At 64.5% G+C, this 15,105-nt stretch carries 13 protein-coding genes and 1 pseudogene; 5 read left to right on the forward strand and 9 right to left on the reverse strand.

Features of this window, described 5'->3' with window-relative positions; genetic code table 11:
• The 4 genes and pseudogenes from eutB to doeB all read left to right on the forward strand — a co-directional run.
• Positions 1-310: pseudogene (eutB, locus tag LXM94_RS06810) on the forward strand (hydroxyectoine utilization dehydratase EutB); the annotation flags it as partial.
• A complete protein-coding gene (gene eutC, locus LXM94_RS06815) occupies positions 307-1,299 on the forward strand; it encodes an ectoine utilization protein EutC (RefSeq protein WP_235770410.1) in 993 nt (330 codons plus the stop codon). The pseudogene eutB and the gene eutC, both read left to right, overlap by 4 nt.
• A 32-nt stretch (positions 1,300-1,331) precedes the next feature.
• Positions 1,332-2,513 (forward strand): ectoine hydrolase DoeA, encoded by a 1,182-nt coding sequence (gene doeA, locus LXM94_RS06820; protein ID WP_235770411.1) that lies wholly within the window; start codon positions 1,332-1,334, stop codon positions 2,511-2,513.
• A gap of 3 nt (positions 2,514-2,516) precedes the next feature.
• On the forward strand, positions 2,517-3,524 hold the full coding sequence (doeB, locus tag LXM94_RS06825; RefSeq protein ID WP_235770412.1) for a N(2)-acetyl-L-2,4-diaminobutanoate deacetylase DoeB: 1,008 nt from the start codon (positions 2,517-2,519) through the stop codon (positions 3,522-3,524).
• Between the two features lie 228 nt (positions 3,525-3,752).
• On the opposite strand, the gene LXM94_RS06830 is transcribed toward doeB, so the two are convergent.
• From LXM94_RS06830 to LXM94_RS06870, 9 genes are all read right to left on the reverse strand, one after another.
• Positions 3,753-5,021, reverse strand: coding sequence for a glycerate kinase type-2 family protein (locus LXM94_RS06830; RefSeq protein ID WP_235770413.1), 1,269 nt, complete (start codon positions 5,019-5,021; stop codon positions 3,753-3,755).
• A gap of 3 nt (positions 5,022-5,024) precedes the next feature.
• Entirely contained in the window at positions 5,025-5,345 is a 321-nt protein-coding gene (locus LXM94_RS06835) for a Dabb family protein (RefSeq protein WP_235770414.1), read from the reverse strand.
• A 9-nt stretch (positions 5,346-5,354) separates the two neighbouring features.
• Complete coding sequence (locus LXM94_RS06840; protein WP_235770415.1) at positions 5,355-7,010, reverse strand: GMC family oxidoreductase; 1,656 nt, start codon at positions 7,008-7,010, stop codon at positions 5,355-5,357.
• Positions 7,011-7,045: 35 nt separating this feature from the next.
• On the reverse strand, positions 7,046-7,825 hold the full coding sequence (locus tag LXM94_RS06845; protein WP_235770416.1) for a 3-ketoacyl-ACP reductase: 780 nt from the start codon (positions 7,823-7,825) through the stop codon (positions 7,046-7,048).
• Entirely contained in the window at positions 7,822-9,330 is a 1,509-nt protein-coding gene (locus LXM94_RS06850) for a GMC oxidoreductase (protein WP_235770417.1), read from the reverse strand. The genes LXM94_RS06845 and LXM94_RS06850 overlap by 4 nt, the downstream gene beginning before the upstream one ends.
• 7 nt (positions 9,331-9,337) lie before the next feature.
• Positions 9,338-10,453 (reverse strand): ABC transporter ATP-binding protein, encoded by a 1,116-nt coding sequence (locus LXM94_RS06855; protein WP_235770418.1) that lies wholly within the window; start codon positions 10,451-10,453, stop codon positions 9,338-9,340.
• A 4-nt stretch (positions 10,454-10,457) separates the two neighbouring features.
• A complete protein-coding gene (locus LXM94_RS06860; RefSeq protein ID WP_235770419.1) occupies positions 10,458-11,339 on the reverse strand; it encodes a carbohydrate ABC transporter permease in 882 nt (293 codons plus the stop codon).
• Positions 11,336-12,217 (reverse strand): carbohydrate ABC transporter permease, encoded by an 882-nt coding sequence (locus tag LXM94_RS06865; protein ID WP_235770420.1) that lies wholly within the window; start codon positions 12,215-12,217, stop codon positions 11,336-11,338. Before LXM94_RS06865 ends, LXM94_RS06860 begins: the two co-directional genes overlap by 4 nt.
• A gap of 162 nt (positions 12,218-12,379) precedes the next feature.
• Positions 12,380-13,591: an ABC transporter substrate-binding protein gene (locus LXM94_RS06870; protein ID WP_235770449.1), complete on the reverse strand. Its 1,212-nt coding sequence runs from the start codon at positions 13,589-13,591 to the stop codon at positions 12,380-12,382.
• Positions 13,592-13,933: 342 nt separating this feature from the next.
• Here LXM94_RS06870 and LXM94_RS06875 point away from each other — a divergent pair, with 342 nt between their 5' ends.
• Positions 13,934-15,022 (forward strand): LacI family transcriptional regulator, encoded by a 1,089-nt coding sequence (locus LXM94_RS06875; RefSeq protein ID WP_408015596.1) that lies wholly within the window; start codon positions 13,934-13,936, stop codon positions 15,020-15,022.
• The last annotated feature ends 83 nt before the right edge of the window (positions 15,023-15,105 follow it).

Consider the following 15,105-nt stretch of genomic DNA (forward strand, 5'->3'; position numbering starts at 1 on the left):
TGCCGATTCGCTCGGCGGCGGCATCGGCCTCGACAATACGGTGACCTTCCCGATGTGCCGCGCGCTTCTCGACGACGTGATCCTGCTTTCCGAAGCCGAGATCGCCGCCGGCATGCGCCATGCCTATCTTGAGGAGCGCGAGGTGATCGAGGGTGCTGCGGCGGTCGGAATCGCGGCGCTTCTCGCCGGTCGTCTCGGCACGCTCGACGGTCCCGTCGTTGCGATCCTTTCCGGCCGCAATGTCGATATGAACCTGCACCGGCGGGTGGTGAACGGCGAGGACGATCCGTTTCGGGAGGAGATGGCATGACCACGATGAAGATCCTGACCGAGGCGGATCTCCGCCGGATCGTGCCGCTCGATCTCGAGGCGATCGCCTGCGTCGAGGATGCCTTCCATGCGCTTGCCACCAAGGCCGTGTCGATGCCGCCGATCCTGCGACTCGATATTCCCGAGCATCGCGGCGAGGTGGATGTGAAGACGGCCTATGTGCCGGGTCTCGACGGATTTGCCATCAAGATCAGTCCCGGCTTCTTCGACAATCCGAAGATCGGCCTGCCGAGCACGAACGGCATGATGGTGCTGTTGTCGGCGAAGACCGGCCTGGTGCAGGCGCTGCTGCTCGACAACGGCTATCTGACCGACGTGCGCACGGCTGCTGCCGGGGCCGTTGCGGCGAAACATCTTTCGCGTGACGATGCGTCCGTTGCCGCCATCTTCGGTGCCGGCATGCAGGCGAAGCTGCAGCTCGAAGCCTTGAGCCTGGTCCGCCCGATCCGTGAGGCCCGGATCTGGGCGCGCGATCTGGAGAAGGCTGAGGCCGCCGCGACGGACCTCGCCGGCAGGCTCGGCATTTCCATTCGCGCCGTGGTCGATCCGGCGCAGGCGGTCGACGGCGCCGATGTCATCGTCACGACCACGCCGTCCGAAACGCCGATCCTGAAGGCCGAATGGCTCCAGCCCGGCCAGCATGTCACGGCCATGGGCTCGGATGCCGAGCACAAGAACGAGATCGAGCCCGCGGTCATCACCGGCGCCGGCCTCTATGTTGCCGACAGCCTGAAGCAGACGCGCCGGCTGGGCGAGTTGCACCACGCCATCGAGGCGGGGCTCGTCACAGCAGAAGCCGATTTTCCGGAACTGGGCGCGGTCATCGCCGGACGCAGGCAGGGCCGCACGAGCCCGGACCAGATCACCGTCGCCGATCTCACCGGCACGGGCATCCAGGACACCGCCATCGCCACGCTCGCCTTTGCCCGTGCACGCGCGGCCGATGCCGGAACGACATTCGAAAGCTGAATGCCGGCGCCGCCGGTTTTGAGGAAAGACCCATGAAACAAGCCAATCTCAAATTCTCCCTGGCGGAGTACGAAGCACGGCTCGACAAGACCCGGAAGGCCATGGAGGCCAAGGGTATCGACGTGCTGATCTGCTCCGATCCGTCGAACATGAACTGGCTGACGGGCTATGACGGCTGGTCCTTCTACGTGCACCAGTGCGTCGTCGTGCCGCCCTCGGGCGAGCCGATCTGGTACGGCCGCGGGCAGGATGCCAACGGTGCCAAGTTCACCGCCTACCTGAAGCACGAGAACATCATCGGTTATCCGGACCACTATGTGCAGTCCACCGAGCGCCACCCGATGGACTACCTGTCGGCAAAGCTCGCCGAACGTGGCCTCGACAAGATGACGATCGGCGTCGAGATGGACAATTACTGGTTCTCCGCCGCCGCCTTCGCCTCGCTCACAAAGCATCTGCCGAACGCCCGCTTCGTCGACGCGACCGCGCTCGTGAACTGGCAGCGTGCGGTGAAGAGCGAGACGGAAATCACATATATGCGCAATGCCGCGCGCATCGTGGAAGCCATGCACCAGCGCATCTTCGACACGATCGAGGTCGGCATGCGCAAATGCGATCTCGTCGCCGAGATCTACGATGCCGGCACGCGTGGCGTCGATGGCATCGGCGGCGACTATCCGGCGATCGTGCCGCTGCTTCCATCCGGCGTCGAGGCGTCCGCGCCGCATCTCACCTGGGACGACCGGCCGATGAAATCCGGTGAAGGTACGTTCTTCGAGATCGCCGGCTGCTACAACCGCTACCACCTGCCGCTGTCGCGCACCGTCTTCCTGGGCAAGCCGACGCAGGCCTTCATCAATGCGGAAAAGGCGACGCTCGAAGGCATGGAGGCGGGCCTTGCCGTCGCCAAGCCCGGCAACACCTGCGAGGACATCGCCAACGCCTTCTTCGGGGTTCTCAAGAAATACGGCATCGTGAAGGACAACCGCACCGGCTATCCGATCGGCGTCTCCTATCCGCCGGACTGGGGCGAGCGCACCATGAGCCTGCGCCCCGGCGACAGGACGGAACTGAAGCCGGGCATGACCTTCCATTTCATGACGGGTCTCTGGCTGGAGGATATGGGCTTCGAGACGACGGAGAGCATCCTGATCACCGAGGCCGGGGTCGAGTGCCTGGCCAATGTGCCGCGCAAGCTTTTCGTGAAGGACTGAGCCATGCTGGAACGTACCTTGCGCCCGTCGCCGATCAGCCCCACGGTCGATTTTTCGGCCGAGGGGGTGCAGCACGGCTTCCTGCGCCTGCCCTACAGCCGGGACGATTCCGCCTGGGGATCTGTGATGACCCCGCTGACGGTGGTGAAGAACGGCGACGGGCCGACGGCACTGCTCACCGGTGGCAATCACGGCGACGAATACGAAGGGCCGATCGCGCTCTTCGACCTTGCCCGCACGTTGAAGGCGGAGGATGTCACCGGCCGCGTCATCATCGTTCCGGCGATGAATTATCCGGCCTTTGCGGCCGGCACGCGCACCTCGCCGGTCGACAAAGGCAACATGAACCGCAGCTTTCCGGGCGCGCCTGACGGTACGGTCACCCAGAAGATCGCGGATTATTTCCAGCGCGTGCTGCTGCCGCTCGCCGACATCGTGCTCGACTTTCATTCGGGCGGAAGGACGCTCGACTTCCTGCCCTTCTGCGCGGCGCATGTCCTGCCCGACAAGATGCAGGAGGCGAAGGCGTTCGACCTCGTCTCGGCCTTCGGTGCGCCGTGGTCGATGAAGATGCTGGAGATCGATGCGGTCGGCATGTACGACACGGCGGCGGAAGAGATGGGCAAGGTGTTCGTGACCACCGAACTCGGCGGCGGCGGCACCGCGACGGCAAAGAGTGCCGGCATCGCAAAACGCGGCGTCGCCAATGTGCTGAAGGCCGCAGGTATCCTGAAAGGCGCCGTGGTATCGTCGGAGACCACCTGGCTCGACATGCCGGACGGCGACTGCTTCAGCGTCGCTTTGGATGGCGGCATGATCGAACCGCTCTTCGATCTCGGCGATAGGGTGCAGAAGGGCGATGTCGTCGCCCGCATCTATCCGCTTGGCCGCACCGGCGTGGAACCTGAGGAAGTGAAGGCCAAGATGGACGGCATCCTGGCGGCCCGCCACTTTCCGGGTCTCGTCAAGCCGGGCGACTGCGTCAGCGTGCTGGCGGTGGCGGTGGAGTGAGGCTCGCCTGTGATGCGGGAAGAAAATTTTGTGTCGAGCGATGGGCCTCCGTACTTTCGTCGTCGTCCTCGGACGTGTCCCGAGGACCTGCTGCCGTCGCCAAGTGGTCAGACCCTCGCCACAAGGGCGAGGGTGACGACGCGGGCGGAGAAGTGGTGCCCAAATAGGGCCGTAGCGTCTTTGACTGTCGGCCGGTTTCGCAGACGCGGCATACCTTTTAAGTAAGTTTTATCTTACCAAAATCGCCCGAAAATCGTTGACGTTCGTACCGGTCGGGCCGGTGTCGAAGATGTCGCCGACCGCGTCGAAGGCGCTCCAGGCGTCGTGGCCCATCAGCAGCGCGCGCGGGTCGATGTCCTTTTCCCGCATCCTTGCGATCGAGGTGCCATCAGCGAAGGCGCCGGCATTGTGTTCCGAGCCGTCACGGCCGTCGGTGTCCGCCGCCAGCGCATGAATGTCGTGCTGGCCATCGATGGCAAGCGCGAAGGACAGCAGGAATTCCGTGTTGCGCCCGCCCTTGCCGTAGCCCTCGTCACGGATCGTCACGGTCGTTTCGCCGCCGGAGAGGATAAGCGAAGGTTTGCGGAACGGGCGGTCGTGAGTGCGCATTTCGCGGGCGAGTGCGGCATGCATCAACCCGATGTCGCGCGCCTCGCCCTCGATCGAATCCGACAGGATATGCGTCTCGATCCCATGTCTGCGTGCTGCCTCGGCCGCCGCCTCCAGCGACACGCGGGCCGAGGCGATCACATGATGTTCCTGCCGCGCGAAGACCGGGTCGTCGGGTCCCGGCGCGGCGGCATTCGCGCCGTTGATGTGGTCCATCACCGCATCCGGAAGTTTCATCCGGTACTGGCGGATGATGGCCCGAGCATCGTCCGGCGTCGATCTGTCCGGCACGGTCGGGCCGGAAGCCACATGGGCGGGGTTGTCGCCCGGTATGTCGGATAGGACGAGGCTTGCGACGCGTGCCGGGTGCGCCGCATGCGCCAGCCGGCCGCCCTTGATGCGCGAAACGTGCTTGCGCACCACGTTCATGGCCGAGATCGGCGCGCCGGAGGCGAGCAGCGCCCTGTTGACGACGATCTCGTCGTCAAGCGTCAGGTTGCCGGCCGGCGCAGGCAGCAGCGAGGAGCCGCCGCCGGAGATCAGCGCGATCACCAGATCATTCTCCGTCAGGCCCCGCACCTCGCGCAGCAGCCGCCCCGATGCGGCAAGACCCGCCTCGTCCGGCACGGGGTGGGCCGATTGCAGCACGGCGATCCGCCGGCATTCGGCGACAGGCCCGTGCTGGGCGACGACCGCCCCCTCGAGTGGCCCATCCCACAGCGTTTCCAGCGCCGCGGCCATCTGGCTCGCTGCCTTGCCGGCGCCGACCACGACGGTCCTTCCCTTCGGCCGTTGCGGCAGGTGCGCCCGGATCGCCTCCAGGGGATCAGCCGCCTTAACGGCGACATGGAAAAGGGAGGCCAGGAAGGCGCGCGGATCGTTGATCATCCCTCAGTCATCGGCGATTTCGAGATCGTAGACAAGCACGCCCTCGATGCCGCCCTGCGCCGCGGCGACGATCTTGGCACCGGTCCTGCGGTGTTCCTCGTCGACAAGATAGGCGTCCCGGGCGAGCGTATCGTCGAAATCGACGATGAAACCCTCCGAGTAGCCCTTGTCCATGCCCGTCTCCGGGCTGACATTGATGCCGACATGAGCGGCGAGAAAACCGGGAATGCGGTCCTTCAGCGCCGTGATCTCATTATAGATTTCCGTCTTCAGGTGCTCGGCCAAACCGGGCTTGAAGCGAATGAAGACGCAGTGGCGGATCATCGGTTCCTCCTATCGAATGGCGGCACGCGCCCTCGGCCGCGTGTCGTTGCGTTCGTGCGCGAAAATCTGCGGCGCGAGTGGCGGGCGCTCGCGGATGATGTCGGCACCCTTTTCCCCGACCATGATCGTCGGCGCGTTGGTATTGCAGGACGGAACGCGCGGCATGACGGAACTGTCGCAGACGCGCAGGCCTTCAAGCCCCCGGACCTTGAGATCGAGCCCGACGACGGCGTCGGCGCCGGTGCCCATTTTGCAGGTGCCGACCGGATGGTGGTCGGTCTTGGCATTGGCACAGCCGTAGTCGAACAGCTCCTCGTCGGTCACAACTTTCGGCCCCGGCAGACGCTCGGCGATCACGAAGGGTTTCAGCGCCGCCTGCTGCATGATCTCGCGGGCGATCTTCAGTCCTTCGATCGACATCTTCCGGTCATGCGGGTCGTCCCAGTAGTTCGGGTCGATCAGCGGTGCGGCGGCAGGGTCGGCGGAAGCAAGCCGTACGGTGCCACGCGAGCGCGGATGCAGATAGGCCGAGTTCAGCGTCACGCCGGCATTCCTCAACTTCTCGACTCCCGCCTCGATGCCGGAACCGAGGCCGAGGTGGAACTGGATGTCGGGCGAGCGGGCATCGGGGTCGGCGTACCAGAAGCCGCCCGTCTCGAACAGCGAGGAGGCGACGGGGCCGGAGCGGAAGAGCACATATTGCAGGCCGGCCCAGAGCGTGCGGTGCAGCTTCGCCACGCCGTCATAGGTGTGGTCGCCGGTGCATTCGGAAATCACGAAAAGATCGAGGTGGTCCTGCATGTTGGATCCGACGGCCGGCAGGTCGTGCTTCACCTGAACGCCTGCCGATTTCAGGTGATCGGCCGGGCCGATGCCGGATTGCAGGAGCAGCTTCGGCGAGCCGATGGCGCCGGAGGAGACGAGTACCTCGCGCTCTGCCCGGATCGTCTCGACGCCCTTGGCCGTCACCGCCTCGACGCCGACGGCGCGGGTTCCCTCCAGGACGATGCGGGCGACGCGGGTGCCGGTGCGGATCGTCAGGTTGCGGCGGTCCCTGATCGGCGAGAGATAGGCGAGCGAGGCGGAGGAGCGGCGGCGGTTTTTCTGGGTGAGCTGGTAGAAGCCGACGCCCGCCTGCTGGCGGCCATTGAAGTCGTGGTTGTAGGGGATGCCGAGCTCCTGGCCGGCGCGGATATAGGCGTCGCAGATCGGCAGGCCCGAAACCGGCATGGAGACGCCGAGCGGACCGCCATAGGAATGATAGTCGTCGGCAAAACGCTGATTGTCCTCGGCCCGCTTGAAATAGGGCAGGATTTCCCGATAGCTCCAGCCCTCGCAGCCGTCCTCGCTCGCCCAGAGATCGTAGTCGCTCGCATTGCCGCGGGTATAGAGCTGCGCGTTGATCGAGGAGCCGCCGCCGATCACCTTCGCCTGGGTATAGCGCAGCACGCGGCCCTTCATGTGCTTCTGCGGCACGGTCTCCCAGCCCCAGCTCGCCACGCCCTTGGTCATCCTGGCGAAGCCCGCCGGCATGTGGAACAGCGGGTTCCAGTCCCCGCCGCCGGCCTCCAGCAGCAGCACGCGCACGGTCGGATCTTCCGAAAGCCGGTTTGCCAGAACGCAGCCGGCAGGCCCGGCGCCGGTGATGATGTAGTCGTAAGTCATGCGGTGTCCTCAGGTTTCTGCCCGGGCGCGGCAGTTCAAAGCCGCCCGATCGACAGCCCGCCGTCGAGATTGATCACGCTGCCCGTTGCAAAGCCGAACCGCCCCGTCGCAAGTGCGGCGACGGCGCTGCCGATGTCGTCCGGTTCGCCCCAGCGCCTCACCGGCACCAGGCCGCCGTCGATCAGTGCGTCGTATTTCGCCGAGACGCCGGCGGTCATGTCGGAGCGAATGATACCGGGGCGGATCTCGAAGACGGCGATGCCGGTTTCCGCCAATCTCAGCGCCAGCCCCTGGCTGAAGGCTGCGAGCCCCGCCTTGGTCATGCAGTAGTCGAGCCGTTCGGGCGAACTCAATGCTGCCGACACGGATGTGATGTTGATGACCGAGCGTGGGCCTCGTGCCGCCTGTCCGGCCAGCATCGAGCGCAGCACGGCCTGGGTAAAGAACACAGTGCCGCGGAGATTTGTCGAAACGATCGTATCGAAATTCTCCGGCGCGAGGTCGAGGAAGTCGGCGCGCACGACCGACGCGATGCCGGCATTGTTGACGAGGCATTCGATGCCGCCGAGCCTGTCCTCGATCGCGGAGACGGTCCCCGCGTGACCGGAGAGATCGGCAAGGTCACCCTTGAGATAGATCGCGCGGCCGCCCAGCGTGGAGATGTCGGCGAGCATTGCGTCCGTCGCGGAATCGCTGTCTCCGATGCCGGTGATGGCGATGTCGAAACCGTCTGCCGCAAGAGCCCTCGCAACGCCAAGCCCGATGCCGCGACGGCCGCCGGTGATGATCGCAACGGGACGTTCGCGCGGGCTCATGCTGCCAGATCCCGGATCTTGATGTGGTCGGCGACGCGCAGTGCCTGCGCGGCAACCGTGAGCGCAGGGTTTACCGCGGCCGAAGTCGGCAGATAGGAGGCGTCGACCACGAAGAGGTTCGGATGATCAAAGGCGCGGCACCAGACGTCGAGCGGCGCTTTCGCCGGATCGGCGCCGATGCGCACGGTGCCGCACTGGTGCGACGGCGTGCGCTTGTCGAAAGCGCGGGCGAGCACGATCGGGAACCCGGCCTTTTTCAGAGCGCGTTTCAGCTTTTGCACGAGGTCGAGATGGGCCTGCCAGTTGGTGCGCGTCCATTTGAGGACGATGCGGTCGCGGTCGACCATGATGCGGCTTTCGGGATGCGGCAGGTCCTCGCTCATTGCGTAGAAATCGATCGTGTGCGCGGCTGCCCGTTCCAGCAGCCATTCCGGCACGGACGGCATGTTGGCCTTCAATATCTTGCCCGAAACACGGCCGAGAAGCTGGACATTGCCGAGCGGCGGACCGCCCTCTCCGTCGGAGAGGTAGTAGTCGTTGAAGCCGAATGTCTTCTGGTAGATCGCGGTGTTGCGATAGAACGGCGAGACGCCGATCACGGCGCTCGAATTGTGGTTCATGAAGTTGCGGCCGACCTGGTCCGAGCTGTTGGCAAGCCCGTTCGGGAAAGCTTCCGAGGCCGAGCGCAACAGGAGCGCGGCGGATTGCACCGCGCCCGCCGAGAGGATCACCAGCTTCGGCGAAACGCTTTCGGACCGGCTATCCCGCGCATAGTGCACCGTCGACACGGTGCGCCCGTGCGGCGCCGTCGCGAGCCGCGTCACCCGGCAACGGGTCCGCAGCTCGACATTCGGATGTTTGAGCGCGTCGGCAAGGGCCGTGCTTTCCGCGTCCATCTTGCCGTCGTTGGCGTTCGGATGCGCATCCCAGGGGGTCTTCGCCCTGGCGAGCCAGCGGTCGAGGTCGACGCCGAGCGGCAGCGAATAGGGATGCAGGCCGTTCGCCTTCATCTTCGCCCGGACGTCGGCAATGGCAGGTTCGTCCGGCACGGGCGGAAAGGGGTAGGGCGCGGAATGGTGCGGCTCCGTCGGATCCTCGCCGAGTACACCGCGCACGTTGTAGAGCGTTTCCGCCGCCGAATACCACGGCTCCAGTTCCTCGTAGCCGAAGGGCCAGGCCGGCGAGATGCCGTCCGCATGCTGCATCTCCTCGAAGTCCTCGCGGCGGTAGCGTACGAGGACCGCGCCGTAGAATTTCGAATTGCCGCCGACATTGTAATAGTTGCCGGGGTTGAAGGCGGTGCCGTCCGCCTCGTACCACAGCTCCCTGGGGCGGAAATGGCCGCGCTGGAAGATCGCCCGCTGGTCGCGGTTCTCGGGCCGGTCGGTCAGATGGTCGCCCGCCTCGAGGATGACGATTCTGGCTCCGGTCGGCGCAAGCCCGGCGGCGATGGTCGCGCCGCCGATCCCCGATCCGATGATGACGATGTCCGGCTGCGTGGTCATGATCGTCTCAGGCGATGCGGAGCTGGCTTGCGGGGTCGAAGAACACCGCCTTGTCGAGGTTGAACGCCAGCCGCGCCATCTGTCCGGCGGCAATCCTGACATCGGCGCGAAGGCGGGCGACGATTTCCTTGCCGCCAAGGTTCGTGACGGCGAAGGTGTCGGCGCCGGCCGGCTCGACGACTTCGATGAGGCATTCCCCCTCCGCGATGGTGCGCGCGTTGCGGTCGGCGCCGTCCGGGTCGGTCAGCGCCTCCGGACGGATACCGAAGATGACGTCCCTGCCGCGATAGGCGCCGAGCCCGCCCGGGGCATCCGGCACCGACAGCAGCAGCGGCTCCGCCTGCGGGCGGGCCAGCGACACGGCGAGGCCGGCGCCGTTCTGCTCGATCTTGCCGTTGAGCAGGTTCATCGCCGGCGAACCCATGAAGTCGGCGACGAAGATGTTGGCTGGATTGTTGTAGATCTCCGCCGGCGAGCCGAACTGCTGCAGCACGCCGTCCTTCAGGACGGCGATCTTCGACGCGAGCGTCATCGCCTCGATCTGGTCGTGCGTCACATAGACGATGGTGGTCTTCATGCGCTGGTGCAGGCGCTTGATCTCCGTGCGCATATCGACGCGAAGCTTCGCGTCGAGGTTTGAGAGCGGCTCGTCGAAGAGGAAGAGCTTCGGGTCGCGCACCAGCGCCCGGCCCATCGCCACCCGCTGGCGCTGGCCGCCGGAAAGCTGGCCGGGCTTGCGGTCGAGCAGATGGCCGATCTGCAGCATGTCGGCGACCTGTTTGATCGCCTTGTCGCGCTCGTCCTTCGGCACGCCGCGGATTTCCATGCCGAAGGCGATGTTTCCGGCGACCGTCATGTTCGGATAGAGCGCGTAGGATTGGAACACCATGGCGATGTCGCGCTTGGAGGGATGCAGTCCGGCGACCGAACGGCCGTCGATCGAAATATCGCCCGATGTGATCGGCTCCAATCCGGCGATGGTGTTGAGCAGCGTGGACTTGCCGCAGCCGGACGGGCCGACCAGCACGAGGAAGCCGCCTTCCTCGATTTCCAGGTTGATGTCCTTCAGGATTTCCAGCGCGCCGTAGGACTTGCGCAGATTGCTGATCTTGAGGAACGACATGGTCTTATCCTTTCACGGCGCCGGACATCAGGCCGCGAACGAAGTAGCGGCCGGAGACGACGTAGACGATGAGAGTGGGCAGGGCCGCGAGGATCGCGCCCGCGAAGTGGACGTTGTATTCCTTCACACCCGTCGAGGAGGAAACGAGGTTGTTGAGCGCGACGGTCATCGGAGTCGAGTTGGCGCCGGAGAAGGAGGCACCGAAGAGAAAGTCGTTCCAGATGTTGGTGAACTGCCAGATAACCGAGACGACGATGATCGGCCCGGAGGAGGGCAGCAGGATGCGGCGGAAGATCTGGAAAAAGCCGGCGCCGTCGATCTGCGCGGCTCTGACGAGCTCGGTCGGAAAGTTTTCGTAGTAGTTGCGGAAATAGAGCGTCGTGAAGCCGATGCCATAGACCACATGCACGAGGATGAGGCCCCAGATCGAGCCGGCTATGCCGAGCCAGCCCAGGATGCGCGCCATCGGGATCAGCACGATCTGGAACGGAATGAAGCAGGAGAGCAGCAGCAGGCCGAAGAAGGCGTTCGACCCCTTGAACTGCCACTTGGTCAGGACGTAGCCGTTCAACGCGCCGATGATCGTCGAGATCGCCACGGCCGGAACGACCATCAGGATCGAGTTGATGAAGAAGGGCCGGAGGCCTGTCGGTTGTACGCCGATCTGCGCCGTCGACCACGCGGAAAGCCACGGGTCGATGGTCCAGACCTGTGGCAGGTTCAGCATGCCACCCTGGCGGATCTCGTCGAGCGGCTTCAGCGAGTTCACCAGCATCACATAGAGCGGCAGCAGGTAGTAGACGGCAAAGAGGATCAGCGCCGCGTAGATCAGCGCGCGCGTCAGCCGGTCGTGCGAAATGACATTGTCCTGGCTCGCAGCGCTCATCGGCCTTTGCCTCCGCGGATTTCGGAATAGAGGTAGGGAATGATGATCGAGAAGATCATCACAAGCATGATGATCGCCGACGAAGCGCCGATACCCATCTGGTTGCGGGTGAAGGTGTAGGAATACATGAAGGTCGCCGGCAATTCGGTCGCCTGCCCCGGCCCGCCGCCGGTGAGCGCGACGACGAGGTCGTAGGCCTTGATGGCGAGATGGGCGAGCACGACGAAGGCGGAGAGGAAGATCGGCCGCATCAGCGGAATGATGATGCGGCGGTAGACCGTCATGGTCGAGGCCCCGTCGATCTGGGCGGCCTTGATGATCTCGTTGTCGACGCCGCGGAGCCCCGCGAGGAACATCGCCATGACGAAGCCGGACGATTGCCAGACGGCCGCGATCACGACGCAGTAGATCGCGTAGTTGCGGTCCTTGATCCAGGTGAAGGAAAAGCTCTCCCAGCCCCAGAGATGCATGGTGTTCTCGAGCCCGATGCCGGGATCGAGGAACCATTTCCAGGCGGTCCCGGTCACGATGAAGGAGAGCGCCATGGGGTAGAGGTAGATCGGCCGCAACACGCCCTCGGCCCGGATCTTCTGGTCAAGCAGGATCGCCAGCCCCAGCCCGAGCACCGAACAGATGGCGATGTAGAGCGAGGCGAAGATCGCGAGATTGCTGATTGCCCGCCACCAGTGCGGCAGCGCCCAGAGCTTCGAATAGTTGCTCAAGCCCACGAAGTTGTAGGAGGGCAGCATCTTGCTGTCCGTCATCGACAGGAAGCCCGTATAGGCGATGAAGCCGTAGACGAAGACGAGGACGATGAGAAAACTGGGCGCCAGCACGAGCTTCGGCAGAAGCTCCTGCAGCCGGCTTCGGCTATCCATGGTCGATACCACCGTTGAAATCTGTTTCGGGCGGCGGGGCCTCGCCCTCGTCCGCCTGCCGGCACCTTCTCCCCGCGAGCGGGGAGAAGGTTATATGCCGTATCTCTCCGCAACCCTCCCCCGCAGCCGGAAGAGGGATAGCGTGAAGGCAGATGGGCCTGCTTACTTTGCAGCCTCGACGGCGGCAGCGAGTTCGGCGACGGCCTCCTCGGAGGAAAGCTCGCCGTTGAACTGGCGGGTCACGACGTCGTAGATCGCGTTCTTGACCGAAGCCGGATTGGCATGGCCATGCGCCATCGAGCCCATCAGCGAGCCGTTGGTGTTGGCTTCGGCCAGATCCTTGATCGCCTTCTTGCCGCAATCGTCGAAGTCCGTGTCCGGAACGTCGGTGCGGGCCGGTGCCGAACCCTTGACGACGTTGAAGGCCGACTGGAAGACCGGGCTTTCGATGGCCGACGCCATCTTCAGCTGTGCGGGAACCTTGTCGTCGGCGACCTTGAACATCGCGAACTGGTCGGAGTTGAAAGTCACCGAGCCCTGCGTGCCGGGGAAGCGCATGCAGACGAAGTCGGTGCCCGGCTTCTTGCCGGCCTTGATGAACTCGCCCTTCGCCCAGTCGCCCATGAACTGAACGCCGGCCTTGCCCTCGATCACCATGGCGGACGCGAGGTTCCAGTCGCGGCCGGAGAAGTTGTCGTCGACATAGGAACGCAGCTTCGTCATGCGGTCGAAGGCTTCCTTCATCTCGGCGCTGCCGAGCGTGGCCGGGTCGAGGTCGATGAAAGCCTTCTTATAGAAGTCGTTGCCGAGCGACAGCACGACTGCGTCGAAGATCGTCGCGTCCTGCCAGGGCTGGCCACCATGGGCAACCGGTGTGATGCCCTGTTCCTTGAACTTGTCGAGCAGCGCGATCAGTTCGTCCCAGTTCGCCGGTTCCTTGCCGCCGGCCGCGTCGAGAGCGGCCTTGTTGATCCAGACCCAGTTGGTCGAATGCACGTTGACGGGCGCTGCGATCCAGTGGCCGTCATACTTGGAAAACTGTTGCAGGGCGGTCGGGATCACCTTGTCCCAGCCCTCCTGCGCGGCCACGTCATCAAGATTGCCGAGTGCGCCTTCCTTGGCCCAGTCGAGAATGTCGAAGCCGAGCATCTGCACCGCCGTCGGCGCGTTGCCCGAGGTGACACGGGCACGCAGCACCGTCATGGCTTCCGTGCCGCCGCCGCCGGCAACGGGCATGTCGGTCCAGGAGATGCCCTTGCCTTCCAGGTCCTTCTTGAGGACGTCGAGGGCCGCGGCCTCGCCGCCGGATGTCCACCAGTGCAGGACTTCGACGCCTTCGGCCGCCCTGGCCGATACGCTGCCCATCGTCATCATTACTGCTGCGATTGCTGTCGTCGTCAGAAACTTGCGCATCGAATTCCTCCCGTTTGCAAGTTGTCGAAGGCGGGAGCCTCTTCCCGCCGGTCCGTGCCGCCGCCGTATTGCACGGCGAAGACGATGGAGCCACGGCTGCTGCCGCTGGCTCAATTTAAAACGTTACAAATTCCACCGAGTCAAGCACCGGCCGGCAAAACGATGTTTCCCGGGCTTAGCGCCTTGCATTTCAGCAATATCATGGTCCATTTCAGGCCGAAATGTCACGTTGCGCCGCAGCATTCCGCCGTTTAAATCGTTTGCATTGCACGATTGCCGAACAGGATCGGCCTCTGTAAGCTCATGCCGAATTTCCATACCAGCGAGCAATGTCCCGTCGTGCCAGTCAGTGACCTTCCCCCCGATCTCGAACGCGCCCGCGCGAGTGCCAGGGTCGGCAAGCCGACGCTGAAGACGATCGCCGACATCACCGGACTTGCGATCACCACCGTATCGCGTGCGCTCGGCAATGCGCCGCAGATTTCGGAGAGCACTCGCAAGCGCGTGCATGCGGTCGCCGCGGAGATCGGCTACCTGCCCGATCGCGCCGCCCAGCGGCTGAAGACCGGCCGCACGAATGTCGTCAGCATCCTGCTCGACCCGCACGAGGAGATTCTCGGCTTCGGCACCTCGATCCTGCATGGCATCGCCCGCGGTCTCAAGGGCACGGCCTATCACCTGATCGTCACCCCCAACTTCCTTGACGGCAGCAATGTCGATGCGGTCAACTATATCATCCGCAACGGCATGGCCGACGGATTGATGTTTTCGCGAACCGAACCCTTCGATCCGCGCGTGCGCCTGCTGCTCGAAAACGGCTTTCCCTTCGTCACACACGGCCGCACGGAATTTTCCACATCGCATCCCTATGTCGACTTCGACAATTTCGCCTTCGCGTACGAGGCGACGAAACGCCTCATCACCAAGGGCCGTCGCAAGGTGACCATTATCCTGCCGCCGAAGCGGCTGACCTTCCACCAGCATATGCTGCACGGCTTCATGACCGCCGTGCGCGAGGCCGGTGTCGCCTACGAGATCCCGAGCGAACTCGACCTGGACAGCCCGGCCGACATCATCCGCGACCATATGCGCCGGCGCATGGGCGAGACCGACCCGCCGGACGGCATCGCGTGTCCCGGCGAGGTCTCGGCGCTCGCCACGATCACCGGCATGAGCGACCGGGGCCTGACGCTGGGTGCCGAATACGACATCGTTGCCAAACAGACCTCGCGCCTGCTCACGCAGATCCAGCCCAAGGTGGAGACGATCTACGAGGATTTGACCGCGGCCGGCGAAGCGATGGGCAGCCTGCTCCTGAAGCGGATCGGTGGCGAACCGGTCGAGAACCTGGCCAACATCCAGAGCCCGCAGTTCAGCTTTCCAACGCCGTGAGACCGGCTGGTCGCGTCTTGACGCTCTCTCGTCACGGCGGTCCGTCAGTGCAGGCGACATCTTCCCCGCACGACGAGAGATCG

Source organism: Rhizobium alarense (genome assembly GCF_021555155.1).
In the GTDB taxonomy this organism is placed as follows: Bacteria; Pseudomonadota; Alphaproteobacteria; order Rhizobiales; family Rhizobiaceae; genus Rhizobium_D; species Rhizobium_D alarense.

What these genes read in the sequence shown, in the direction of transcription:
- eutC (WP_235770410.1), top strand. Translation starts at nt 307, where the DNA reads ATGACCACGATGAAGATCCTGACCGAGGCGGATCTCCGCCGGATCGTG.
- doeA (WP_235770411.1), top strand. Translation starts at nt 1,332, where the DNA reads ATGAAACAAGCCAATCTCAAATTCTCCCTGGCGGAGTACGAAGCACGG.
- doeB (WP_235770412.1), top strand. Translation starts at nt 2,517, where the DNA reads ATGCTGGAACGTACCTTGCGCCCGTCGCCGATCAGCCCCACGGTCGAT.
- LXM94_RS06830 (WP_235770413.1), bottom strand. Translation starts at nt 5,021, where the DNA reads ATGATCAACGATCCGCGCGCCTTCCTGGCCTCCCTTTTCCATGTCGCC.
- LXM94_RS06835 (WP_235770414.1), bottom strand. Translation starts at nt 5,345, where the DNA reads ATGATCCGCCACTGCGTCTTCATTCGCTTCAAGCCCGGTTTGGCCGAG.
- LXM94_RS06840 (WP_235770415.1), bottom strand. Translation starts at nt 7,010, where the DNA reads ATGACTTACGACTACATCATCACCGGCGCCGGGCCTGCCGGCTGCGTT.
- LXM94_RS06845 (WP_235770416.1), bottom strand. Translation starts at nt 7,825, where the DNA reads ATGAGCCCGCGCGAACGTCCCGTTGCGATCATCACCGGCGGCCGTCGC.
- LXM94_RS06850 (WP_235770417.1), bottom strand. Translation starts at nt 9,330, where the DNA reads ATGACCACGCAGCCGGACATCGTCATCATCGGATCGGGGATCGGCGGC.
- LXM94_RS06855 (WP_235770418.1), bottom strand. Translation starts at nt 10,453, where the DNA reads ATGTCGTTCCTCAAGATCAGCAATCTGCGCAAGTCCTACGGCGCGCTG.
- LXM94_RS06860 (WP_235770419.1), bottom strand. Translation starts at nt 11,339, where the DNA reads ATGAGCGCTGCGAGCCAGGACAATGTCATTTCGCACGACCGGCTGACG.
- LXM94_RS06865 (WP_235770420.1), bottom strand. Translation starts at nt 12,217, where the DNA reads ATGGATAGCCGAAGCCGGCTGCAGGAGCTTCTGCCGAAGCTCGTGCTG.
- LXM94_RS06870 (WP_235770449.1), bottom strand. Translation starts at nt 13,591, where the DNA reads ATGATGACGATGGGCAGCGTATCGGCCAGGGCGGCCGAAGGCGTCGAA.
- LXM94_RS06875 (WP_408015596.1), top strand. Translation starts at nt 13,934, where the DNA reads ATGCCGAATTTCCATACCAGCGAGCAATGTCCCGTCGTGCCAGTCAGT.